At 52.9% G+C, this 22985-nt stretch carries 21 protein-coding genes and 1 other annotated feature; of the genes, 12 read left to right on the top strand and 9 right to left on the bottom strand.

Going from position 1 to position 22985, the window contains the following annotated elements; all coding sequences use genetic code 11:
* The first annotated feature begins 16 nt into the window (after window positions 1-16).
* Window positions 17-1261: a multifunctional transcriptional regulator/nicotinamide-nucleotide adenylyltransferase/ribosylnicotinamide kinase NadR gene (gene nadR, locus SC206_RS17385; protein WP_332739118.1), complete on the top strand. Its 1245-nt coding sequence runs from the start codon at window positions 17-19 to the stop codon at window positions 1259-1261.
* A gap of 59 nt (window positions 1262-1320) precedes the next feature.
* Here the strand turns inward: nadR and elbB are convergent, their stop codons facing one another.
* From elbB to SC206_RS17365, 4 genes are all read right to left on the bottom strand, one after another.
* Window positions 1321-2013 carry an isoprenoid biosynthesis glyoxalase ElbB gene (gene elbB / locus SC206_RS17380; RefSeq protein ID WP_332739116.1) on the bottom strand — a complete coding sequence of 231 codons (693 nt, stop codon included), beginning with the start codon at window positions 2011-2013 and terminating at the stop codon, window positions 1321-1323.
* Between the two features lie 251 nt (window positions 2014-2264).
* A complete protein-coding gene (locus SC206_RS17375) occupies window positions 2265-3266 on the bottom strand; it encodes a zinc-binding alcohol dehydrogenase family protein (protein WP_332739114.1) in 1002 nt (333 codons plus the stop codon).
* A 126-nt stretch (window positions 3267-3392) separates the two neighbouring features.
* Window positions 3393-5060 carry an energy-dependent translational throttle protein EttA gene (ettA, locus tag SC206_RS17370; RefSeq protein ID WP_072045090.1) on the bottom strand — a complete coding sequence of 556 codons (1668 nt, stop codon included), beginning with the start codon at window positions 5058-5060 and terminating at the stop codon, window positions 3393-3395.
* 152 nt (window positions 5061-5212) lie between these two features.
* The gene (locus SC206_RS17365; RefSeq protein ID WP_332739111.1) at window positions 5213-5566 is read right to left on the bottom strand and encodes a hypothetical protein; all 354 of its coding nucleotides are present in this window, start codon (window positions 5564-5566) and stop codon (window positions 5213-5215) included.
* A gap of 429 nt (window positions 5567-5995) precedes the next feature.
* Here SC206_RS17365 and sltY point away from each other — a divergent pair, with 429 nt between their 5' ends.
* Both sltY and trpR read left to right on the top strand, forming a co-directional pair.
* A complete protein-coding gene (gene sltY / locus SC206_RS17360; protein ID WP_332739109.1) occupies window positions 5996-7924 on the top strand; it encodes a murein transglycosylase in 1929 nt (642 codons plus the stop codon).
* A gap of 68 nt (window positions 7925-7992) precedes the next feature.
* Window positions 7993-8325 carry a trp operon repressor gene (trpR, locus tag SC206_RS17355; RefSeq protein WP_332739184.1) on the top strand — a complete coding sequence of 111 codons (333 nt, stop codon included), beginning with the start codon at window positions 7993-7995 and terminating at the stop codon, window positions 8323-8325.
* Window positions 8326-8350: 25 nt separating this feature from the next.
* Here the strand turns inward: trpR and yjjX are convergent, their stop codons facing one another.
* Window positions 8351-8884 (bottom strand): inosine/xanthosine triphosphatase, encoded by a 534-nt coding sequence (yjjX, locus tag SC206_RS17350; RefSeq protein ID WP_332739107.1) that lies wholly within the window; start codon window positions 8882-8884, stop codon window positions 8351-8353.
* A 49-nt stretch (window positions 8885-8933) separates the two neighbouring features.
* Here yjjX and gpmB point away from each other — a divergent pair, with 49 nt between their 5' ends.
* Entirely contained in the window at window positions 8934-9581 is a 648-nt protein-coding gene (gene gpmB / locus SC206_RS17345) for a 2,3-diphosphoglycerate-dependent phosphoglycerate mutase GpmB (RefSeq protein ID WP_332739105.1), read from the top strand.
* A gap of 109 nt (window positions 9582-9690) precedes the next feature.
* Here gpmB and robA read toward each other — a convergent pair whose 3' ends face one another.
* On the bottom strand, window positions 9691-10560 hold the full coding sequence (gene robA / locus SC206_RS17340) for an MDR efflux pump AcrAB transcriptional activator RobA (protein WP_332739103.1): 870 nt from the start codon (window positions 10558-10560) through the stop codon (window positions 9691-9693).
* Window positions 10561-10772: 212 nt separating this feature from the next.
* Between robA and creA the strand changes: the two genes are divergently transcribed.
* Window positions 10773-11249 (top strand): protein CreA, encoded by a 477-nt coding sequence (gene creA, locus SC206_RS17335; RefSeq protein WP_332739101.1) that lies wholly within the window; start codon window positions 10773-10775, stop codon window positions 11247-11249.
* A gap of 210 nt (window positions 11250-11459) precedes the next feature.
* Here the strand turns inward: creA and arcA are convergent, their stop codons facing one another.
* Entirely contained in the window at window positions 11460-12176 is a 717-nt protein-coding gene (gene arcA / locus SC206_RS17330; RefSeq protein WP_332739099.1) for a two-component system response regulator ArcA, read from the bottom strand.
* Window positions 12177-12842: 666 nt separating this feature from the next.
* Here arcA and SC206_RS17325 point away from each other — a divergent pair.
* The 5 genes from SC206_RS17325 to thrC all read left to right on the top strand — a co-directional run bounded on the left by SC206_RS17325 (window position 12843) and on the right by thrC (window position 18623).
* On the top strand, window positions 12843-13529 hold the full coding sequence (locus SC206_RS17325) for a tRNA/rRNA methyltransferase (protein WP_332739097.1): 687 nt from the start codon (window positions 12843-12845) through the stop codon (window positions 13527-13529).
* A 216-nt stretch (window positions 13530-13745) separates the two neighbouring features.
* Window positions 13746-13814, top strand: a complete 69-nt coding sequence (gene thrL / locus SC206_RS17320) for a thr operon leader peptide (RefSeq protein WP_072045096.1) — start codon at window positions 13746-13748, stop codon at window positions 13812-13814.
* Window positions 13753-13870 (top strand) — a sequence feature (Thr leader region). It overlaps the preceding gene by 62 nt.
* 54 nt (window positions 13871-13924) lie before the next feature.
* Window positions 13925-16399: a bifunctional aspartate kinase/homoserine dehydrogenase I gene (thrA, locus tag SC206_RS17315; protein ID WP_332739095.1), complete on the top strand. Its 2475-nt coding sequence runs from the start codon at window positions 13925-13927 to the stop codon at window positions 16397-16399.
* A 1-nt stretch (window position 16400) separates the two neighbouring features.
* Window positions 16401-17330: a homoserine kinase gene (gene thrB / locus SC206_RS17310; RefSeq protein ID WP_332739094.1), complete on the top strand. Its 930-nt coding sequence runs from the start codon at window positions 16401-16403 to the stop codon at window positions 17328-17330.
* A 3-nt stretch (window positions 17331-17333) separates the two neighbouring features.
* Window positions 17334-18623: a threonine synthase gene (gene thrC / locus SC206_RS17305; protein WP_332739093.1), complete on the top strand. Its 1290-nt coding sequence runs from the start codon at window positions 17334-17336 to the stop codon at window positions 18621-18623.
* A gap of 156 nt (window positions 18624-18779) precedes the next feature.
* Here the strand turns inward: thrC and yaaA are convergent, their stop codons facing one another.
* Together yaaA and SC206_RS17295 are read right to left on the bottom strand one after the other, a co-directional pair.
* Complete coding sequence (yaaA, locus tag SC206_RS17300; RefSeq protein ID WP_332739092.1) at window positions 18780-19556, bottom strand: peroxide stress protein YaaA; 777 nt, start codon at window positions 19554-19556, stop codon at window positions 18780-18782.
* Window positions 19557-19664: 108 nt separating this feature from the next.
* The gene (locus SC206_RS17295; protein ID WP_332739091.1) at window positions 19665-21077 is read right to left on the bottom strand and encodes an alanine/glycine:cation symporter family protein; all 1413 of its coding nucleotides are present in this window, start codon (window positions 21075-21077) and stop codon (window positions 19665-19667) included.
* 208 nt (window positions 21078-21285) lie between these two features.
* Between SC206_RS17295 and tal the strand changes: the two genes are divergently transcribed.
* Together tal and mog are read left to right on the top strand one after the other, a co-directional pair.
* Entirely contained in the window at window positions 21286-22239 is a 954-nt protein-coding gene (tal, locus tag SC206_RS17290; RefSeq protein ID WP_332739089.1) for a transaldolase, read from the top strand.
* 85 nt (window positions 22240-22324) lie between these two features.
* Window positions 22325-22912, top strand: coding sequence for a molybdopterin adenylyltransferase (gene mog, locus SC206_RS17285; protein WP_332739087.1), 588 nt, complete (start codon window positions 22325-22327; stop codon window positions 22910-22912).
* The last annotated feature ends 73 nt before the right edge of the window (window positions 22913-22985 follow it).

Raw genomic sequence — 22985 nt, 5'->3', positions numbered from 1 at the left:
TTTAAAAGGACCCGCTATGCCGCAGTTTGATTATCTTAAGGCAGCGATTAAGCAACAGGGATGTACGCTGCAGCAGGTCGCCGAAGCCAGCGGCATGACCAAAGGTTATTTGAGTCAGCTTTTAAACGACAAGATCAAAAGTCCCAGCGCGCAAAAGCTGGAGGCGTTACACCGTTTTCTGGATCTCGAATTCCCGCGCCGCGAAAAGAAAATCGGCGTAGTGTTCGGCAAGTTTTATCCGCTGCACACCGGCCATATTTATCTGATCCAGCGCGCGTGCAGCCAGGTTGACGAGCTGCACATTATTTTAGGTTACGACGAGCCGCGCGACTTGGAGCTGTTTGAGAACAGTTCAATGTCGCAGCAGCCTACCCTGAGCGATCGCCTGCGCTGGTTGCTACAAACCTTTAAATATCAAAAGAATATCCGCATTCATGCCTTTAACGAAGAGGGCATGGAGCCGTATCCGCACGGCTGGGACGTGTGGAGCGAAGGCATCACCGCCTTCATGGAGCAGAAGGGCATTCAGCCCAATACCATCTATACCAGTGAAGAAAACGATGCGCCGCGCTATCGCGAACATCTGGGAATAGACACGGTTCTGATCGATCCAAAACGATCGTTTATGAAGATCAGCGGTTCGCAGATCCGCCGCGATCCCTTCCGTTATTGGGACTATATTCCAACCGAAGTGAAGCCGTTTTTCGTACGCACGGTGGCGGTTCTGGGCGGTGAATCTAGCGGAAAATCGACGCTGGTCAATAAGTTAGCCAATATTTTTAATACTACCAGCGCGTGGGAATACGGTCGCGAATATGTCTTCTCGCACTTGGGCGGCGATGAGATGGCGTTGCAATATTCCGACTATGACAAAATCGCATTAGGCCAGGCGCAGTACATTGATTTTGCAGTAAAATATGCCAATAAAGTGGCATTTATCGACACCGATTTTCTGACTACGCAGGCGTTTTGCAAGAAATATGAGGGTCGCGAACATCCCTTCGTGCAGGCGCTGGTCGACGAATACCGTTTTGATCTGGTGATTTTGCTGGAGAATAATACGCCGTGGGTGGCCGATGGATTGCGCAGTCTGGGCAGCTCGCTGGATCGTTCGGAGTTCCAGAATCTGTTGATTGAGATGATGGAGAAAAACAATATTGCCTTCACTCACGTCAGCTCGGCAGATTACGACCAGCGTTTTCTAGATTGCGTGGAGTTAGTGCAAAGAATGCTGGGCAACGAACATCCTGAGTTTGATTGACGTGTTTGCAAGCTTATCTGTGACATTATTATAAAATAATGTCACCTTAAATCAGCTAATTAGCTCACCGCGTGCAGGAAGTAGGAGCACGGGCTGAGGCTCATCGCCAGCATCTCTTTTACCAGTTTGTCGATGCCTATTTTCGCCTCAATCAGCGTGGTTGCCACCATATAACCCGGCGTGGTCACCAAATAGTTTTTCTCGTCGATAACCGTCTGATCAAAGTTTGTCACGCGGTGCACGCCGCCCATACTTTCAATTAATTCAATCGTCTCTTTGTCATTGCCGACGGTCAATTCCACGCCTTCGCCATAAATCAGCGGCAGCAAGACGGCGGCGATCCCCATATAGCCGACCGGTTTGTTCTCTTCTTTAAAACGCGTCAGCACATCGAGCGTAGCGCTGTCGATGGAAAAATCTGGCCCTTTGAAAGCAAAGTCAGAGAGATTAATCGCTACGCCCGCGCCGCCGAGCACCATCAACGCACTGAACTCCTGCGAGCGACAGGCCGTTAAAGGTTTAATTTCGCCTCGCACCATGCGCGCAGCTTCAAATAAAACGTTTCTCTGCTGATGCGCCAGCTCGCCGGTTAAATGGTTAATCACGTGATGTTGTGGAATATCGGGAGCAAAACACTGGTAAGCCACCTGTTGGGTTTCCAGCGCTAAAAGAGTGAGCACCACTTCGTTGATATCGGCGCCGTCATACACGCCACAGCCTGAAAGGATCACCGCAACTTTCTTATTATTCATTCACAGTTCCTCTTCTTGTTAGCGCTTTGTTAACTTTATTTTTGCTTAAAATTAACGGGCTCTTTGTGACCTGAATTAAAGTTGTGGCTGTTTTTTTCCGCTTAACATTGAAGAGTGTGAAGGGGGTCACTTTGAAAGGATTTTAATCTTGTAGGAATTCTTTATCGAAGAGGCGTCATCTTGAAAGATAAAAAGACGTGCTAAAGAAAAGACCGCGCAGTGGCGGCCTTTAAAAGAGTCTAACGACAAGCTTAGAAGCTGACGACGACTTTGCCCTGCATGTGGCCGTCGAGCACTTTGTGATGCGCGGCTTGAATATTCTCGACCGTCAAACCGTTCAGCGTTTCAGTCAGCGTGGTGCGCACTTTGCCTGCGTCCACCAGCTCGGCAACCTGCTGCAAAATATGTCCCTGCTCGGCGATGCAAGGCGTGGAGAACATGCTGCGAGTGAACATGAATTCCCAATGCAGCGACGCGCTTTTCAGCTTGAGCTGGTTTTGATCCAGCGGATGCGAGTTCTCGACGATGGTGCAGATTTTACCCAGCGGCGCGATCAGCTTGCCAAGCGCGTCCCAGTGGCCGTCGGTATCATTCAGGCAGAAGATGTAATCGACCTGCTTGATGCCCTGTTTTTCCAGCTCGCCGACCAGATCTTTATAGTTAACCGTCAGATCCGCACCGCGTTCAAGACACCAGGCCGCCGATTCCGGGCGCGACGCCGTGGCGATAATTTTGACCTTGCTGCGCAGCGCGGCGAAAGGAATGGCCAGCGAACCGACACCTCCCGCGCCACCGACGATCAGCAGCGTTTTATCTTCGCCCGCTTCCTGAATCTTCAGGTGTTCGAACAGGCCTTCCCAGGCGGTGAGCGCGGTAAGCGGCATGGCGGCGGCTTCGGCCCAGTTCAGCGACTGCGGCTTTTTCGCCACGATGCGGTAATCGATTAGCTGCTCGCTGGCGTTGCTGCCCGGACGCGTAATGTCGCCCGCGTACCAAACTTCGTCGCCGGCAGCGAAGCCGGAAACTTTTTTGCCCACGGCTTTCACAATGCCGCTGGCATCCCATCCGAGCACTTTTGGCTGATCCAGCCCGTTTTTAATCGCGCCCTGATGCACTTTGGTATCGACTGGGTTGATTGAAACGGCTTTTACTTCCACCAGCAGATCGTTGTCGCCGACGTCACGCTGCGGCAGATCAATCTCGATAAACTGTTGGGTATTTTTTGGATCGACGGCGATGGCTTTAAGGCTCATGTACTTCTCCAATCTCTGATTTAATTGAGTAATAAGTTAAGTGTAGTCGCTCTTCGATCCATTAAAAAACCCGGGCTAAAAGCACCCGGGTTGTTCTGTCGATCGTCCAAACGTTTCTTAAAAAACTTATTTGGTGATCTTTTTGTATTTGATGCGGCGTGGTTCCAGCGCATCTGCGCCCAGAGTGCGCTTTTTGTACTCTTCGTATTCGGTAAAGTTACCTTCGAAGAATTCAACTTTGCCTTCATCCTGATAGTCGAGGATGTGGGTCGCGATACGGTCGAGGAACCAACGGTCGTGGGAAATAACCATCGCACAGCCCGGGAACTCAAGCAGGGCGTTTTCCAGCGCGCGCAGGGTTTCGATATCCAGGTCATTGGTCGGTTCATCGAGCAGCAGCATGTTGCCGCCGACTTGCAGCAGTTTGGCAAGGTGCAGACGACCGCGCTCACCCCCTGACAGCTCGCCCACGCGTTTGCCCTGATCGACGCCTTTAAAGTTAAAGCGGCCGACGTAGGCGCGGCTTGGCATTTCGGTAGTGCCGATGCGCATGATGTCCTGACCGCCGGAAACTTCTTCCCACACGGTTTTGCTGTTGTCCATCGCGTCACGGAACTGATCGACTGAAGCCAGCTTCACAGTTTCGCCCAGCTCGATGCTGCCGCCGTTAGGCTGTTCCTGACCTGACATCATACGGAAGAGGGTAGATTTACCCGCACCGTTCGGACCGATGATCCCGACAATCGCGCCTTTCGGCACGGAGAAGGAGAGATCGTCAATCAGCACGCGGTCGCCGTAGGATTTGTTCAGGTTCTTCACTTCGACAACTTTGTCGCCTAGGCGTGGGCCCGGTGGAATGAACAGTTCGTTGGTTTCGTTACGTTTCTGGTATTCGGCGTTGTTAAGCTCTTCAAAACGAGCAAGACGCGCTTTGCCTTTCGACTGTTGGCCTTTGGCGCCTTTGCGCACCCACTCAAGCTCTTTCTCGATAGACTTGCGACGGGCCGCTTCGGAAGAAGCTTCCTGCGCCAGACGTTCGTCTTTCTGCTCCAGCCATGAGGAGTAGTTGCCTTCCCACGGAATACCTTCGCCGCGGTCAAGCTCGAGGATCCAGCCGGCCACGTTGTCGAGGAAGTAACGGTCGTGGGTGATCGCCACAACGGTTCCTTCGAAATCGTGCAGGAAGCGCTCGAGCCACGCTACGGATTCGGCATCCAGGTGGTTGGTTGGTTCGTCGAGCAGCAGCATTTCAGGCTTGTCGAGCAGCAGGCGACACAGCGCCACGCGGCGACGCTCACCACCAGACAGGTTGGCGATTTTGGCGTCCCACTCTGGCAGACGCAGCGCATCGGCAGCGCGTTCCAGCTGAGCGTTCAGGTTGTGGCCGTCGTGCGCCTGAATAATCTCTTCCAGCTTGCCCTGTTCAGCGGCCAGCTTGTCGAAATCAGCGTCGGGATCGGCGTAAAGTGCATAGACTTCATCAAGGCGCTTCAGCGCGCCGACCACTTCTGCTACGGCTTCTTCAACGGACTCACGCACGGTGTGTTCGAGGTTCAGCTTAGGTTCCTGCGGCAGGTAACCGATTCTCAGGCCTGGCTGTGGACGCGCTTCGCCTTCGATGTCGGTATCAATGCCGGCCATAATGCGCAGCAAAGTGGATTTACCCGCGCCGTTAAGGCCGAGCACGCCGATTTTGGCGCCCGGGAAGAAACTGAGTGAAATGTTTTTCAGGATATGGCGCTTTGGCGGGACGACCTTGCCAAGGCGATGCATGCTGTATACGTATTGAGCCACGTTGTTTTGAGCCTCTTGCTTGCAGGCCGGTTGCAGGGAGCAGGTCGAAGAGACGCTGCGCGCGCACCGGCAGATTAAAGCCAGTCGCGCCTGACTACGGCATGACTGAGATGTGTTCCGACTGCGAAGTTTAGCCTGTTTCGCCCTAACTCTCACCCCCCAACGGCAAATAGATCTCTGTCAGATTTCGCGGCAGCAGGCAGGGCGGGCTCTCTTAACAGCAGGGGCTTTATTTTACCGGCGGGACGCGTCACTACCTGACTGCGTCGCTGGCTTTCTCGTTCCGCCTCGAACAGGTGAGAGGGAGGCAAAGAAGTTGATTCACTTTCAAGCGGTTGGCTAGCCGCAGAAGCGGGCGAGTTCACGGGCGCATTTTGTAAATCATCAGTTTGAAGATCGAGCGTTAGCGTCAGCGCTGCAATCACCGCCAGCAGAAAAAGCACCGTAAAGAGTAACTTGTGCGCACAAATATGCGCACAAAGCGTCGTTTTAATTAATTTATTCAAGAGGGTGGCTTGATAGTCTATTTATTGAGCAGTTATCTTAACCATTACCGGGCAGTTGAAAACGTAAAGCGCCTTAATTAAGGCTTTATCAGGTTTTACTCAGATTTAGTTCAGGTTTAGCTCAGGTTTCACTCAGGGTTTTATCCGATCTTACTCAGGTTTCTCTGCCTTATTAATCAGGATCAGGAAGAGAAAAATCGTGAATCAGAGGCTTTTGGCGTTCAAAAGAGGGCAGTTTCTTCAAACTATGTAAAGTTTGCGGCGCAGGCAGGGCATTTCTTCATTTCTGCTGATGAATAGATTAGCGTAGGCAGTGTCTATACTGACGTCTGGATATTTTTGCGGCAGGCGTTTTTAGATGAAAATGAAAACCTCACCCGCCGTCACGGTAGGCAGTCAGCAACACAACCAGCGAGGATAAAGGTAAGTATGGTCAAGGCGGACAAATGGCAATTTTTAGCAGCGGGACTGTTGTTGGTGACGGCAGCGGGCGCGGCGCATGCCGACTCTCTCGATGCACAGCGTCAACGTTATACCCAAATTAAACAGGCATGGGATGCCAACCAGCTGGACGTCGTCAGCCAGCTGATGCCGTCGCTGACAGACTATCCTTTATATCCTTATCTCGAATATCGGCAGCTAACGCAAAATATTGCGCTGGCAACGCCCCAGCAGGTGAAGAGCTTTGTTGAAGCTAATCCAACTTTGCCGCCCGCGCGCTCACTGCCTGCGCGCTTCGTCAATGAGCTCGCTAGCCGGCAGGATTGGCAGGGATTATTAGCCTTTAGCCCGCAGCCGCCACGCCCGGTTGCCGCGCGCTGTAACTACTATTTTGCCAAATGGTCGACCGGCCAGCAGCAGGTTGCTTTAGACGCCGCGAAAGATATCTGGATGACCGGCACCACGCTGCCAAACTCCTGCGACAAGCTGTTTACCGTGTGGCAGCAGGCGGGCAATCAAACGGCGTTGACGACCTTGCAACGCATTGGTTTGGCCATGAAAGCGGGCAACTCGGGTCTGGTCAATTTCCTCGCCAAACAGCTGCCGCCTGATTATCAAACCATGAGCGACGCGCTGGTGGCGCTGCAAAACGATCCTAAAACGGTTGAAGGTTTTGCCCGCACCGTCGGACCTACCGACTTTACCCGTAATGCCGTCACCATCGCCTTTGAGCGCGTGGCGCGCGATGACGTCGAAAATGCCCGTTCAATGCTGCCGATTCTGGCCCGTTTGCAAAAGATGGATGACAGCGATCGGCTTAAGCTTGAAGAGGTGATTGCGTGGCGCTATCTCGGCAGTGACGCTACGCCCGAGCAGGCCGCGTGGCGCGACAATGTCATTCTGCGCAGCCATTCAACGTCGCTGGTGGAACGTCGAATTCGCATGACGCTGGCAACCGGCGACAAGCAGGGGCTGGCGCGCTGGATTGCTCGCCTGCCCGATGATGCGATGCAGGAAGACGAATGGCGTTACTGGCACGCTTCGCTGCTGATCGATCAGGGTCGTCGTAGCGAAGGCGACAGCATTTTGCGATCCCTGATGCAGGGGCGCGGTTTCTATCCGATGGCCGCGGCGCAGAAGCTGAAAGTGCCTTATCCGATCGTGGTTCCGGTAGTAGCCAAGCCCGACAGCAATTATGATAAATCGCCTGAAATCGCCCGCGTACGCGAGCTGATGTACTGGCGGATGGACAACCTTGCGCGCACCGAATGGACCTATCTGGTGCAGAGTCGCAGCAAATCGCAGCAGGAAGCTCTGGCGCGCTACGCCTATGAAAAAGGCTGGCCGGAGCTGAGCGTGCAGGCCACGATTGCGGGCAAACTGTGGGATAATTTGCAGGAGCGTTTCCCGCTGGCGTGGTCGCCAGAATTCCGTCAGGCCACGGAAAATAAAGGCATTACTCAGAGTTACGCGATGGCGATCGCCCGTCAGGAGAGCGCGTGGAATCCGCAGGCGCGTTCACCGGTTGGCGCATCGGGATTGATGCAGGTTATGCCCGCCACGGCGCAGCACACGGTCGACATGAGCGGCATTCCAGGTTACATGAACAGCAGCCAACTGCTTGATCCACAGACCAATATTACTATCGGCACCAGCTATCTGGAGTATGTTTACCAGATGTTTGGTCGCAACCGTATCTTGTCCAGCGCGGCCTACAATGCCGGTCCGTCGCGGGTCAATACCTGGCTGGGCAATACGCAGGGACAGGTTGATGCGGTGGCCTTTATCGAGAGCATTCCGTTCTCCGAAACTCGCCGATATGTTAAAAATGTGTTAGCGTATGATGCGTTTTATCGTTACTTTTTACATCAGCCAGCCAAAATCCTAACCGATGCGGAGTGGCAGCGGCGTTACTGATTTCTGCGTCATTATGCTATGCTGCTGTACTAGTTAAATAGTATGGCAGCATGTTTATGGCACAAAAGATGGCACAAGAATCTTTAAACGACCCAGCTCTTTCCCAACAAGGCAATGAGGACTGGCAATGCTTTCTGGCATTGCTACAGCAATCTTTTGCTGAAAATCTGCACTATCCCCTGTTACAGCTCTTCTTGACGCCCGACGAACGCACGGCGCTCGGCACGCGGTTAAGAATTATTCAGGAGCTGATGAAAGGCGAGATGAGTCAACGCGAGCTGAAAAACCAATTGGGTGCGGGGATTGCGACGGTCACGCGAGGATCTAACGGCTTGAAATCTGCGCCGCCCGAGCTTAAGGCTTGGCTGGCAGCGCAATTACTTGAAAAGCCCGAAGAATAAGCAGGGCTACAGTACGATTAAAAGATTAGTGCGTTTGTGAACGCGTCTGATAAATCACGTTATGAAAAGGCGCAAGGGCCAGCACCAGAGCCTGATGGTACACGCTGGTACGCGTCAGTTTACCGGCGGTGAAAATGCCAATCGCGCCGCCTTTGCGTTTCACTTCGGCAATTCCAGAAAGTTTTTCCATTTCGTCGCCCAATTCACTCCCTTGATTGATCTCCTGTAATATAATTTCAGGCAACATAAGGCTGGCAGAGCGCGACTCGCCGCGTTGGTGCATGTTTTCGATCACCATCCAGGCGAACGTCATATTGTCTTCGATTCCCGCTTCAATGCCGACCCAAAAGTCTGCTTCAGGACGAACCTGTCGAGCGCTGATAACGCGATGTCTTGCGCCGGTGCGGGTTTCGAGATTGCCGATAGGCTGGGCGGAAACGCCGCTATCGACATCAACGCCTTCGATACGAAAAGCGTCGGCGCCGAAAATGTCTTCAAAAGCCTGGGCAATAGCGTTAATTTTTGCCGGGTTCGTCGTCGCAGCGATAACGTGATACATAGATTTTATTGTCCTTAGCTTATTTCACGCAGTATAACGGAAAAAACTCATGTTACAGGTATATCTCGTCCGTCATGGCGAAACTGAATGGAATGCCGCACGCCGAATTCAAGGGCAAACTGACAGCCCATTAACTGAAAAAGGGATTTTTCAGGCGCAGCAAGTTGCCGAAAGAGTGCGCAGTGAGGGTATCACACATGTTATCACCAGCGATCTCGGGCGGACTAAACGTACCGCAGAAATTATCGCCGATGCCTGTGGCTGTAAAGTCATTACCGACCCGCGCCTGCGTGAGCTGCACATGGGCGTGCTCGAAACCCGTCATCTGGACAAGCTCACCGCCGAAGAGGAATCCTGGCGCAAGCAAATGGTCGATGGCACGCCGGAAGGCCGTATTCCGCAGGGTGAAACCATGACCGAGCTGGCAACGCGCATGCACGAGGCGCTGAATAGCTGCCTCGATTTGCCGCCGGGCAGCAAGCCGCTGCTGGTCAGTCACGGGATTGCGCTGGGGTGTCTGGTCAGTACTATTCTTGGCTTGCCGGCCTATGCCGAACGTCGTTTGCGTCTGCGAAACTGTTCGCTTTCTCGCGTGGATCACCAGCAAAGCGCGTGGTTGGCATCGGGATGGATTGTTGAAACAGCGGGCGATATTGCGCATCTGGACCAGCCAGCGTTAGACGAAATTCAGCGTTAACAGCAGGCTAAAGACGGTTTATTTAAATTAACGTCTTGAAAGATAAATGATCGGAAGATAACTAACCAGGCGCAGGCAGGTGTCAGAAACCTGTCGCGTCTGGCGAGTTTTAGCGGCGGATTGGGATCAGATAATCACAGTCCAGCTCTTTCGGCGGCTCGGTACCCATCGTTTTGCGCGTTGGGTGGAAACGCTCGATGTCCTGGCCTTTACGACGGGTCAGTTTCAACATTGGCAGGCAGGTGGTGTACAGGGTCAGAATGAATTCCTGCAACTCCGTCGGCGTACCTTTGAAACGGAACAGCGCGTATTCACCTTCGTTGAGCACAATCTCTTTGCCTTCGGTCATGTTTTCGGTGATGTGGCTTGGCTCAAGGGCCGTGGTGTACATCACTTCCTGCTCGTCGTCTTTTTCCTGGCTCGGGCGCGAGTGATGCAGGCCGTAAAGCAGCGGCGGCAGCGCCGTCGATTCGCCAATATATTGACGCCAGAAATGGTCACGCATTTCATTGCGGTAGGTGGAGATCTGCTCCAGCGTACAGGAGTAGCTTTGCGTTACGCCGACCAAATGTTTTTCTGGCAGCGACAGGAATTCCGGCTGCGGCAAGATAAACGCGCCCAGTCGAATTGGCGGACAGATGCCGAAAGAGTGCCAATCTTCGGAACGGCGATACAGTGCAGGCGTTTGTGCGAATTGTTTTTTGAAAGCCCGGGTGAAAGTCTGCTGAGAGTCAAAACGGTATTGCAGGGCAATATCGAGAATTGGCCGACTGGTCAGACGCAGTGCTACCGCAGCTTTAGAAAGCCTGCGAGCCCGAATGTAAGCACCGATAGCATTATTCGTGACATCCTTGAACATCCGCTGCAGGTGCCATTTTGAATAGCCTGCTTTTGCTGCAACGTTGTCGAGTGATAACGGCTGGTCCAAATGGGTTTCTAACCAGCTGAGAAGATCACGAATGATTCCTGCTTGATCCATAGATCATCCTCGTTGAACTAATATAGGCGCGTAATGTTATTAACCGCAGCATGATAGCAATTTTTTAACAGTAAAACTCGCAGATATTTTTTAGCTTAATGTGCGCTTTAACAAAAAAAGCGGCGTAATGATTTTCACTTTGTGAGCTTGCTCAAGCGGATAGAGTGCTACTCTGAACGTCTCGATTTATAAAAAGTAGGTAAGGTAACCTCATGAAAAAGTGTTTAATTTTTGTTCTTGGTATGTTGTCCATGTGTTCTGCCGCCGCGCAGGCCGAGCAGATCGGTTCGGTTGATACCGTCTTCAAACTGTTTGGACCGGATCATAAAATAGTGGTCGAGGCCTTCGACGATCCTGATGTCAAAAATGTAACCTGTTATATCAGCCGTGCGAAAACCGGCGGTATCAAGGGAGGATTAGGTCTGGCGGAAGATACCTCTGACGCCGCTATCTCTTGCCAGCAGATCGGACCGGTAGACGTTTCGGATGACATCAAGAAGGGCGGAGATAAGGGAACGGTGGTCTTCAAGCAGCGCACGTCGCTGATCTTCAAGAAATTGCAGGTGGTGCGTTTCTACGATCCGAAACGTAACGCGTTGGTTTATCTGAGCTATTCCGACAAGGTGGTTGACGGTTCGCCGAAGAATGCGATCAGCGCGGTGCCGATTATTCCTTGGGGTAATCGCTAACGTCAGGGCTTTTTCGACAGATTGCCGTCATTCATCAGACGGTAATTGTTAGATACCCATAAAAGTTAAGGCCAGCAGAAGCTGGCCTTTTTTTACTGTTACAGACCGGTTGGCAACCCGTTTGTTAACGATTCAGATCTACAGCAACTTCACTAAACTTACGACTTATCAAGAGGTTATTAAACGCATTCAGCATAATAGCCGACCGTTTTACTCTTCCAGATCGCCGCAGAAGCGATAACCTTCGCCGTGAATAGTGGCGATGATTTCTGGCGTGTCCGGCGTCGCTTCGAAATGTTTACGAATGCGGCGGATGGTCACGTCGACGGTACGATCGTGTGGCTTCAGCTCGCGGCCCGTCATTTTTTTCAGCAAATCGCCACGGGTCTGGATCTTGCCCGGGTTTTCGCAGAAGTGCAGCATCGCGCGGAATTCGCTGCGTGGCAGTTTGTACTGGTCACCCGTTGGGCTCACCAGAGAGCGGCTGTTGATGTCCAGCTCCCAACCGTTGAAGCGATAGCTCTCGACCAGACGGCGTTCTTCACCCACCGGGCTCAGATTCATGGTGCGCGTCAACAGGTTACGTGCGCGAATAGTCAGCTCACGCGGGTTGAACGGTTTGGTCATGTAATCGTCGGCACCGATTTCCAGGCCAAGGATTTTATCGACTTCGTTGTCGCGGCCCGTCAGGAACATCAGCGCAACGTTCGCCTGTTCGCGCAGTTCACGCGCCAGCAGCAAGCCGTTTTTACCTGGCAGATTGATGTCCATCACCACCAGATTGATATTGTTTTCAGAAAGGATGTGATGCATTTCGGCGCCATCGTTGGCTTCGAAAACTTCATAGCCTTCTGCTTCAAAAATACTTTTTAAAGTATTACGGGTTACTAATTCGTCTTCGACGATAAGAATTTGGGGGGTCTGCATTTTTGCTACCTAAGATTGCCAACAAATAGAAAATAGGAGTACAGAAGTCTTTGATATATACATGAATTCGACAGTTTCTTGTCCTGTTTCACTCGTTACACGACTAAAGTACGTAAACGCGTTCTAGGTACACTTTCCATCAACGGCAACAACATCGCCAGCCCAGTTCGGATACCACTTCCTGCAGTCCCGTAGGTACCTTGAGCGGCGCATATCCTAACCCTATTAACAGCAATATAACAGCGAGTACCGAAACTGCCATGCAACAAAACTACGCTTTGTTGACATATATCAATTTCAATTGTAGCACGGTAACAGAAAGGTGAAAAATACTTAAAATCCGACCTCTGTTTCTTACATTTTGTCCTTTATTAAAAATTATTTGATAGTTAAATAACCTTAAGTTTCATAAAAGTTAACGAGTAGTATCAAAGTTCTTATCATGCTGATTTATAATAGTTAATAATAATGTCTTGGCATAAGCAGCCTATTCAACGCCTCCCAAGCAGGCTAAATGCTTTTCTCCCTGACTTCGGGCCGACATATTCGAAGACTGTTAAACGGATGTGAATTATAATTGCGGCCATCGCGATTGTCTGTTGCCTGAAATAAATCGAAACGGCGACCTACTGATCTTCTTTAATCTTCATTTTTCAGAGGTAGCGCATGCAGCTGCATATTATTCTTGTTTCTCCGGCTCGGCCCGAAAATGTCGGCGCAGCGGCGCGGGCAATGAAAACCATGGGCTTCGCTTCGTTGCGCATTGTCGAAAGTCAGGCGCATTTACAGCCTGAAGCGGGCTGGGTCGCGCACGGTTCGAATGAGATTTTGCACAATGCGCAGCACTTCGACAGCCTGAAAGAGGCGCTGGCCGACATCGATTTCACGATTGCCACCACGGCTCGCAGTCGCGCGCGCTTTCATTATTACTGCACGCCGCAGGAGCTAGAAACGCAGCTCGCCGAGCGCCAGAACTGGACCAACAATGTCGCGCTGGTGTTTGGCCGCGAAGATTCCGGATTAACCAACGAAGAGCTGGAGTTGGCCGACCTGCTGACCGGCGTGCCGATGGTGGCCGATTATCCTTCCCTGAATCTTGGGCAGGCGGTGATGGTGTTCTGCTATCAGCTCTCTTCATTAAACCAGTTGGCGCAAAAGCAGTCGGTGCAGGCGGAAGCGGGCCAGCTCGACGCGTTGCGTGCTCGCGTTTCGCGTTTGCTGGTTAATTTAGACGCGCAGGACGACCATAAACTGGCCGATTGGTTACAGCAAAGACTCGGCGTTCTCGAGCAGCGCGATGCGGCAATGCTGCACACTTTGCTGCACGATATCGAAAAAAAATTAGCCGATTAGCCTAGGCGGCATTTTTCGCCGCGCCAAGTGGAATGTCTATCCTTTATGCGAATTGCTGGTTTTATTAGCTGAAAATGTCGCAATAAAGGGGTGAATAACACTGCCTGAAAGACGCCTGCGTTTTGGCTAAAAAATAGAAAAAAATTGACTTACGGTGCCTTATGCTTTAGCTAATAGGGTAGACAGAGTAATAACCAATAAGACAAACATAAAAAAATGCGACACATCAGCCTGAACACAACAATTATTACCACCACCATTACCATCGGTAACGGGGCGGGCTGACGCGTACAGGAAAAACAGAAAAAAGCCCGCACCTAACCAGTGCGGGCTTTTTTTTTACGGCTACATTCCCTTGTAAAAATTGCTCATTACGAGAGTAGGAGAAACCAGAAATGCGAGTATTGAAATTTGGCGGGACTTCAGTAGCAAATGCCGAACGCTTCCTGCGGGTCGCGGATATCATGGAAAGCAATGCAAGTCAGGGACAGGTCGCTACGGTATTGTCAGCCCCTGCTAAAATTACCAATCATCTGGTCGCGATGATCGAAAAAACCGTTGCCGGGCAGGATATCCTGCCGATCATGAGCGATGCAGAACGCATTTTTGCCGACCTGATTAACGGTCTGGCCGAGGCTTTGCCAAGCTTTGACCTGCCGACGGTCAAGCGTTTCGTCGAGCAGGAATTTGGTCAGCTCAAGCAGCTGCTGCACGGCATCGGCCTGCTCGGACAGTGTCCAGACAGCGTTAACGCCAGCATCATCTGCCGCGGCGAAAAGCTGTCGATCGCCATCATGGAGGCTGTATTTAAAGCCAAAGGCTACGGCGTGACGGTGATTAATCCGGTCGAAAAGCTGCTGGCCGTGGGTCACTATCTTGAATCGACCGTGGATATCAACGAATCCACCGCCCGCATCGCCGCCAGCAACATTCCGCCAAGCGACATCGTGCTGATGGCCGGTTTCACCGCCGGAAACGACAAAGGCGAGCTGGTCGTGCTGGGTCGTAACGGTTCCGACTATTCGGCGGCGGTGCTGGCAGCCTGTCTGCGCGCCGACTGTTGCGAAATCTGGACCGACGTCGACGGCGTTTATACCTGCGACCCGCGCATCGTACCCGATGCTCGCCTGCTGAAATCGATGTCTTATCAGGAGGCGATGGAGCTCTCCTATTTCGGCGCCAAAGTGCTGCATCCGCGCACTATTACGCCGATCGCCCAATTCCAGATCCCTTGCCTTATCAAGAACACCGCCAATCCGCAGGCGCCGGGCACGCTCATCGGCAGCCACTCCGCGGGCAGTGAATTTGAAGACAAAAACACGCCGGTTAAAGGCATCACCAACCTGAATAACATGGCGATGATCAACGTCTCCGGCCCGGGCATGAAAGGCATGATTGGCATGGCGGCGCGCGTTTTTGCCGTGATGTCGCGCTCGGGCATTTCCGTGGTGCTTATCACTCAATCTTCTTCCGAATACAGCATCAGCTTCTGCGTGCCGCAGTCCGAGCTGGTTCGCGCCCGCAAAGCGCTGGAAGATGAGTTCTATCTCGAGCTGAAAGATGGCCTGCTGGAGCCGCTGGACGTCACCGAAAAGCTGGCGGTTATTTCCGTCGTCGGCGACGGCATGCGCACGCTGCGCGGCATCTCGGCCAAATTCTTCTCGGCACTGGCGCGCGCCAACATTAATATTGTAGCGATCGCGCAGGGCTCGTCCGAGCGCTCAATCTCCGTGGTGGTCAGCAATGACGACGCCACCATGGGCGTGCGCGTCAGCCATCAAATGTTGTTCAACACCGATCAGGTCATTGAAGTGTTCCTGGTCGGCGCGGGCGGCGTGGGCGGCGCGTTGATCGAACAGATCCGTCGTCAGCAGGCGTGGCTCAAGGCCAAGCACATCGATCTGCGCGTTTGCGGCATCGCCAACTCGCGCGCCATGCTGACCAACGTTCACGGGATTGCGCTGGAAAGCTGGCGCGACGAGCTGGGCGCGGCGCAGGAAACCTTCAGCATTGGCCGTCTGATTCGCCTGGTGAAAGAGTATCACCTGCTGAATCCGGTGATTGTCGACTGTACCTCCAACGAAAATATCGCTAATCAGTACGCCGATTTCCTCGCCGACGGTTTCCACGTGGTGACGCCAAACAAGCGCGCCAACACCTCGTCGATGAACTATTACTATCAGCTGCGCAAAGCCGCTGCGAGTTCACGCCGTAAATTCCTCTACGACACCAACGTCGGCGCGGGTCTGCCAGTTATCGAGAACCTGCAAAACCTGCTGAACGCCGGCGATGAATTAGTGCGTTTCAGCGGCATTCTTTCCGGATCGCTGTCGCAGATTTTCGGCCAGCTGGATGAAGGCGTATCACTTTCTGCCGCCACTCTTGCCGCGCGTGAAAGCGGCTTTACCGAGCCGGACCCGCGTGACGACCTGTCAGGCATGGACGTCGCGCGCAAATTGTTGATTCTGGCCCGTGAAGCCGGTTACAAACTTGAGCTTTCCGATATTGAAGTCGAGTCGGTTCTGCCGGTATCCTTTGACGCCAGCGGCGACGTCGGCACGTTCCTCGCTCGCCTGCCAGAAATTGACGCCGAATTTAAGCAGCGCGTTACCGCCGCCGCCGCCGAAGGCAAAGTGCTGCGCTACGTGGGCGCGATCGACGAAGGGCGTTGCCGTGTCAGGATCGAAGCCGTCGACGGCAACGATCCTCTCTATAAAGTAAAAAATGGCGAGAATGCGCTGGCGTTCTACAGCCGTTACTATCAACCGATTCCTCTAGTTTTGCGCGGCTACGGTGCGGGTAACGATGTTACCGCCGCTGGCGTCTTCGCCGATCTTTTGCGAACGCTGTCATGGAAGTTAGGAGTTTAATATGGTTAAGGTACATGCCCCGGCATCAATTGGTAACGTTAGCGTCGGTTTTGATGTGCTGGGTGCGGCGGTTTCTCCGGTAGACGGTTCGCTGCTGGGTGACTGCGTGACTGTCGAGGCGGCCTCGGAATTTAGCTTGAAAAATGAGGGGCGTTTCGTCTCCAAACTTCCTGACAAGATGGAAGAGAACATTGTTTACCAGTGCTGGCAGCGTTACTGTCAGGAGATTGGCAGAGAGCTGCCGGTTGCGATGACGCTGGAAAAAAACATGCCGATCGGCTCGGGGCTGGGTTCCAGCGCCTGCTCCGTGGTAGCCGGTTTGATGGCGATGAACGAATTCAACAACAATCAGCTCGACGACAATAAAATGCTCGAGCTGATGGGCGAGCTGGAAGGGCGTATTTCCGGCAGCGTGCATTTTGACAACGTCGCGCCGTGCTATCTTGGTGGCTTGCAGCTGATGCTTGAAGAGCTGGGCATTATCTCGCAGGACGTGCCGTGTTTCGACGACTGGCTGTGGGTCATGGCCTATCCGGGCATCAAGGTGTCAACCGCCGAAGCGCGCGCGATTTTGCCCGCGCAGTATCGCCGTCAGGACTGTATCAGCCACGGCCGTTATTTGGCGGGATTTGTCCACGCCTGTCATACCCAGCAGCCAGAATTGGCCGCTAAATTGATGAAAGACGTGATTGCCGAGCCTTACCGCACCCGTTTGCTGCCGGGCTTTGCTCAGGCACGCACCGCCGCCGAAGAGATTGGCGCGCTGGCCTGCGGGATTTCAGGCTCTGGCCCGACGCTGTTTGCTATCTGCAACGATAGCGCGACGGCACAACGTATGGCTGACTGGTTGCAGACGCACTATCTGCAAAATGACGAAGGCTTTGTTCATATTTGTCGCCTGGACACCACAGGCGCGAGACTATTGGGATAATCAATGAAACTCTATAATCTGAAGGATCACAACGAGCAGGTCAGCTTCGCGCAGGCAGTGAAGCAGGGTCTGGGCAAGCAACAAGGACTGTTTTTCCCGCTGGATCTGCCCGAGTTTGAGCTGACCGAAATCGACAGACTGCTCGAGCAGGACTTTGTCACGCGCAGCAGCCGTATTCTTTCCGCGTTTATCGGCGACGAAATCTCCGAAGAGCAGCTTTATCAGCGTGTTAAAAACGCCTTTGCCTTCCCGGCACCGGTCGCAAAAGTCGAAGACGACGTCGCCTGTCTGGAGCTGTTCCACGGCCCGACGCTGGCGTTTAAAGATTTCGGCGGCCGTTTTATGGCGCAGATCCTGACTGAAGTTGCTGGCGATCAGCCGGTCACGATTCTGACCGCGACCTCCGGTGACACGGGCGCGGCCGTCGCTCACGCCTTCCACGGCCTGAAAAATGTGCGCGTAGTTATCCTTTATCCGCGTGGCAAAATCAGTCCGCTACAGGAAAAACTGTTCTGTACGCTCGGCGACAATATTCACACTGTCGCGATCGACGGCGATTTCGACGAATGTCAGGCGCTGGTCAAGCAGGCGTTCGACGACGAAGAGCTGAAAACCACGCTGCATCTGAACTCTGCAAACTCGATTAATATCAGCCGCTTGCTGGCGCAAATCTGCTATTACTTCGAAGCCGTGGCGCAACTGCCACAGGAAGCGCGTAATCAGCTGGTGGTGTCCGTGCCGAGCGGCAACTTTGGTGATTTAACGGCGGGATTACTGGCGAAAGCGCTGGGTCTGCCGATCAAACGTTTCATCGCCGCGACCAACGCCAACGACACCGTGCCGCGTTTCCTGGGCAACGGCGAGTGGACGCCAAATAAAACCGTGGCGACGTTGTCCAACGCGATGGACGTTTCCCAGCCAAACAACTGGCCGCGCGTCGAAGAGCTGTATCGCCGCAAAATCTGGCAGCTTAAAGATTTGGGTTACGCTGCGGTGAGCGATCAGACTACGGAAGAGACGATGCGCGAGCTGGCCGAAAAAGGCTACATCTCCGAACCGCACGCGGCGATTGCCTACCGTGCGCTGCGCGACCAGCTGCAAGACGGCGAATATGGCCTGTTTATCGGCACCGCGCATCCGGCGAAATTCAAGGAGAGCGTCGAGGCGATTTTGGGTCAGGCGTTACCGCTGCCGAAAGCGTTGGCCGATCGTGCCGAGCTGCCGCTGCTGTCTCACGATTTACCTGCTGATTTCAGCGAGATGCGTAAATTCTTGATGGCGCTGCCAGAATAATCACCTTCTGAAAGCCGCTTCCTGAAACGCAAAAGGCCATCGAAAGATGGCCTTTTTTTATGCGGCAATGATTTATAACGTCCTGCTTTATAACTTCATGCTTTATAACTTCATGCTTTAAGCCGCGATGCTTAAGGGCGTCGAAATAAGAAGAATTTACTGGCTTTCTGGCCGCGTAAATACCAGTTCGTTGCCGACAGAGCGCGATTCATCAAACCGATATCCTTCTAATTCAAACTCTTGCAGCTGCTTACGCTGGGTGAGCCGCTCCTGAATAATAAAGCGGCTCATTAATCCACGCGCCTTTTTGGCATAGAAACTGATCACTTTAAACGTGCCGTTTTTCTCGTCGAGGAACACAGGCTTGATGATTTCAGCTTCCAGTTTCGACGGCTTTATCGCCTTGAAATATTCGTCAGAAGCGAGGTTAACCAGCAGGTTATCGCCCTGTTTCTTCAACTCGGCGTTCAGTTTTTCAGTCAGTAAATCGCCCCAGAAATGATAGAGATTACTACCTTCAGGATTGTTCAGGCGAATACCCATCTCAAGGCGATAAGCCTGCATCAAGTCCAGCGGGCGCAGCAGGCCGTAAAGTCCGGAGAGCATGCGCAGGTGTTGCTGGGCAAAATCGAAATCTTTTTCGCTGAACGTTTCCGCCTGCAAACCGGTATAAACGTCGCCTTTGAATGCCAGAATCGCCTGACGCGCGTTGTCCGGCGTAAAGTCGGGCTGCCAGCTGTTAAAACGCTCGGCGTTGAGATGCGCCAGTTTATCGCTAATGCCCATCAGGCTCGAAATCTCGGCGGGCGAGAGCTTTTTCGCGATAGAAATCAGCTGGCTAGACTTGTCCAGCAGCTCGGGCTGCGTAAAGCGTCGGGTCGCGAGCTCACTCTCGAAATCAAGCGTTTTGGCTGGAGAAATAATAGTCAGCATAAGGGCATCCGGTTAGTGTGAGCAGTAGGTTGGCAGACCCTACTTTAGAAAACGCAGTTTACCAAAAAATCGCCGGTTTTAGAAAAATCAAACCAATAGGCGTGGCCTTTATTTCCACACGCCATCTTGCAACTGGCCTTTAAGTTCTGGAAAATTATCGGGATTAAACACGGGAAGGCGACCCATCAGCCGTTGACGCTCATAGTCTTTCACTACTTTAAGCGCCAAACCGGAAAGCAGCGTCAGCGCGGTGAGGTTAATCATGGTGATCAGCGCCAGCGAAATACTCGCCGTCTGCACCAGCAGCGGCGTGCCTATCAGACATCCCGCCAGCAACATCACCAGCATCATTACGCGCAGCAGATAAATCGAGCCGGTTTTTCCGCGCTGTAAAAACAGCAGATTATTCTCGCAATACAGATAGTTGGCTATCATGGTGGTGAAGCCGAACACCAGCACAAACAGCGCCAGCAGCTGCGGACCCACCACGCCGACGCTGGCGTTTACCGCCCGCGCCAACAGGCCGATGCCGCTAATGCGATCGGTAGGCGCGCTGAGCAAACCGGAAGAGAGAATGATCATCGCGGTGGCGCTCGAGACGACAAAAGTGTCGACCAAAATCCCCAACATCTGCACGAAACCCTGACTGGCCGGATGCTTGGCGGCGGCGAGGGCGGCAATGTGCGGCGTAGAGCCGGAACCCGCCTCATTTGAAAACAGCCCCTGCTGGACGCCCTGCGTCAGGGCAAGCGTTACGCCGTAGCCCAGCGCGCCGGCGGCAAATTCCTGGAGGCCAAACGCGCTGCGGAAAATCAGCAGAAACACGCTCGGCAGTCGTTCGATATTTTCGGCCATAATCCAGCAGGCCAGCAGCAAATATCCGATGCTCATCAGCGGAGCGAGCCAGACCGACACTTTGCTGATCGCTCGCAGGCCGCCAAACAGCGTCAGCGTAAACACGATGCCGAGCGTAATCGCCGTATACCACGGATTAAAATTGAAGGCGCTGGAGAGGGCGTGGATCACCGCTTTGGCTTGCAGGGCGTTAAAAATCACGCTGACGGTCACCATCATCAAGACGGAAAAAAGCACGCCCATCCAGCGCATGCCGAGGCCGCGCGTCATGTATTCAGCCGGTCCGCCACGAAATTGCTGCCGTTGGTCGACCGTTTTAAACAGTTGCGCCAAGGTGTTTTCCACCAGCGTCAGAGGCATGCCGAGCAGGCTAATCACCCACATCCAGAAGATGGCGCCGGGACCGCCCGCGGCCAGCGACATCGCCACGCCCACTAAACTGCCGACGCCAATCCGGCCCGAAAGCGTAACCGCCAGCGCCTGCCAGTCGGAGATGCCGCGCTTATCGGCGGCGGGGTCGCGTTTGAAGGGGAGAAACATGTCGCGCCAGCGCCGAAACTGCACAAAGCGGGTGCGCAACGTGAGGAAAAGGCCGAATCCGAGCAGAAAGTAGATCAGTATCGATTGCCATAAAATATCGTCGAGAAAGTTCAGTAAACTGGTCATTAAATTCCCTATTCCTTAATAATTACCTGACTAATCCCTATCTATCGCCTACTTATTACTCATTTATTGCACGAATAATCAACTTTTAATGTGCAAAATTTTCACCGCCATATCTGCCTTGCGCATGTCATTTCGCATGTTATCATCAAGAGAAGGCAAGGCATGAAAATGCCTCAACGATAATTATCAAACGATGAGATATGCCACAATGACCGATAAACTTACTTCTCTACGCGAACTGACCAAAGTCGTTGCAGACACCGGTGATATCGCGGCAATAAAGCTGTATCAGCCTCAGGATGCTACCACTAACCCTTCACTGATCCTTAACGCTGCACAGATCCCTGAATACCGTAAACTGATCGACGAAGCTATTGCCTGGGCAAAAGACCAGAGCAGCGATCGCGAGCAGCAGATCACCGATGCCGCTGATAAGCTTGCAGTAAATATCGGCCTCGAAATTTTGAAACTGGTTCCAGGCCGTATTTCTACCGAAGTCGACGCGCGTCTCTCTTACGACACCGAAGCGAGCATCGCCAAGGCGCATCGTTTTATCAAGCTTTACAACGATCACGGCATCAGCAACGACCGTATCCTGATTAAACTGGCTTCAACCTGGCAGGGCATCCGTGCCGCCGAGCAGCTGGAAAAAGAAGGCATCAACTGTAACCTGACGCTGCTGTTCTCCTTCGCTCAGGCGCGTGCCTGTGCAGAAGCCGGTGCTTACCTGATCTCCCCGTTCGTTGGCCGTATCCTCGACTGGTACAAAACCAATGGCGACAAGAAAGAGTTCGCACCAAACGAAGATCCGGGCGTTGTTTCCGTTACCGAGATCTACGAATACTACAAACAGCACGGCTATGAAACCGTTGTTATGGGCGCAAGCTTCCGTAACACCGATGAAATCATTGAGCTGGCCGGTTGTGACCGTCTGACCATCGGACCTGCGCTGCTGAAAGAATTGAAAGAAACTGAAGGCACCGTTGAGCGCAAGCTTTCTTACTCCGGTGAAGTGAAACCACGTCCAGAGCCGCTGACCGAATCGCAGTTCTACTGGGATCACAACCAGGATCCAATGGCTATCGACAAGCTGGCCGACGGTATCCGCAAGTTTGCCGTAGACCAGGGCAAACTTGAGAAGATGATCGCTGACCTGCTGTAATTTTCGCTAAGCGATAAATAAAATGAAAAGGTGGCTTAGGCCGCCTTTTTTTTACAGCATTTGTTGAGTCATTTGGAGGAGTGAAATGGATAAATTACGCATTGGTCTGGTGTCGGTTTCCGATCGCGCGTCGAGCGGTGTCTATCAGGATAAAGGCATTCCGGCGCTGGAAGCGTGGCTGCAACAGGCATTAATCACCCCTTTCAGCCTCGAGAAACGCCTTATTCCTGACGAACAGCCGCTGATTGAACAGGCAATTTGCGAGCTGGTGGATGAAGCCGGTTGTCACCTCGTGTTGACGACGGGGGGAACGGGCCCGGCGCGCCGTGACGTGACGCCCGATGCCACGATGGCCGTCGCCGACAGGCTGATGCCGGGCTTTGGCGAGCAAATGCGTCAGATAAGCCTGCATTTTGTGCCGACCGCAATTTTGTCGCGTCAGGTCGGTGTTATTCGCAAGCAGGCGCTGATCCTTAATCTGCCGGGCCAGCCGAAATCGATTCAAGAAACGCTGGAAGGGCTGAAAGATGCCGACGGCAAGGTGATAGTGTCAGGAATATTTGCCAGTGTACCTTACTGTATACAGCTGCTCGATGGGCCTTACATCGAAACAGAATCCTCCGTGGTAGCAGCTTTTCGTCCAAAGAGTGCAATCCGCGAGATAAAAAACTGAAGTTAGGCTTTTTCTGCGATTAGATTCAGTCTCTGTGGTGTGAAAATTATTTGCCGCTTATAGTAATCATAAC

It is taken from the genome of Rouxiella sp. T17, assembly GCF_036663475.1.
GTDB lineage: Bacteria > Pseudomonadota > Gammaproteobacteria > Enterobacterales > Enterobacteriaceae > Rouxiella.
The sequence above is the reverse complement of the archived record's forward strand: the minus strand, read 5'-3'. Positions and strand labels throughout refer to the sequence as shown.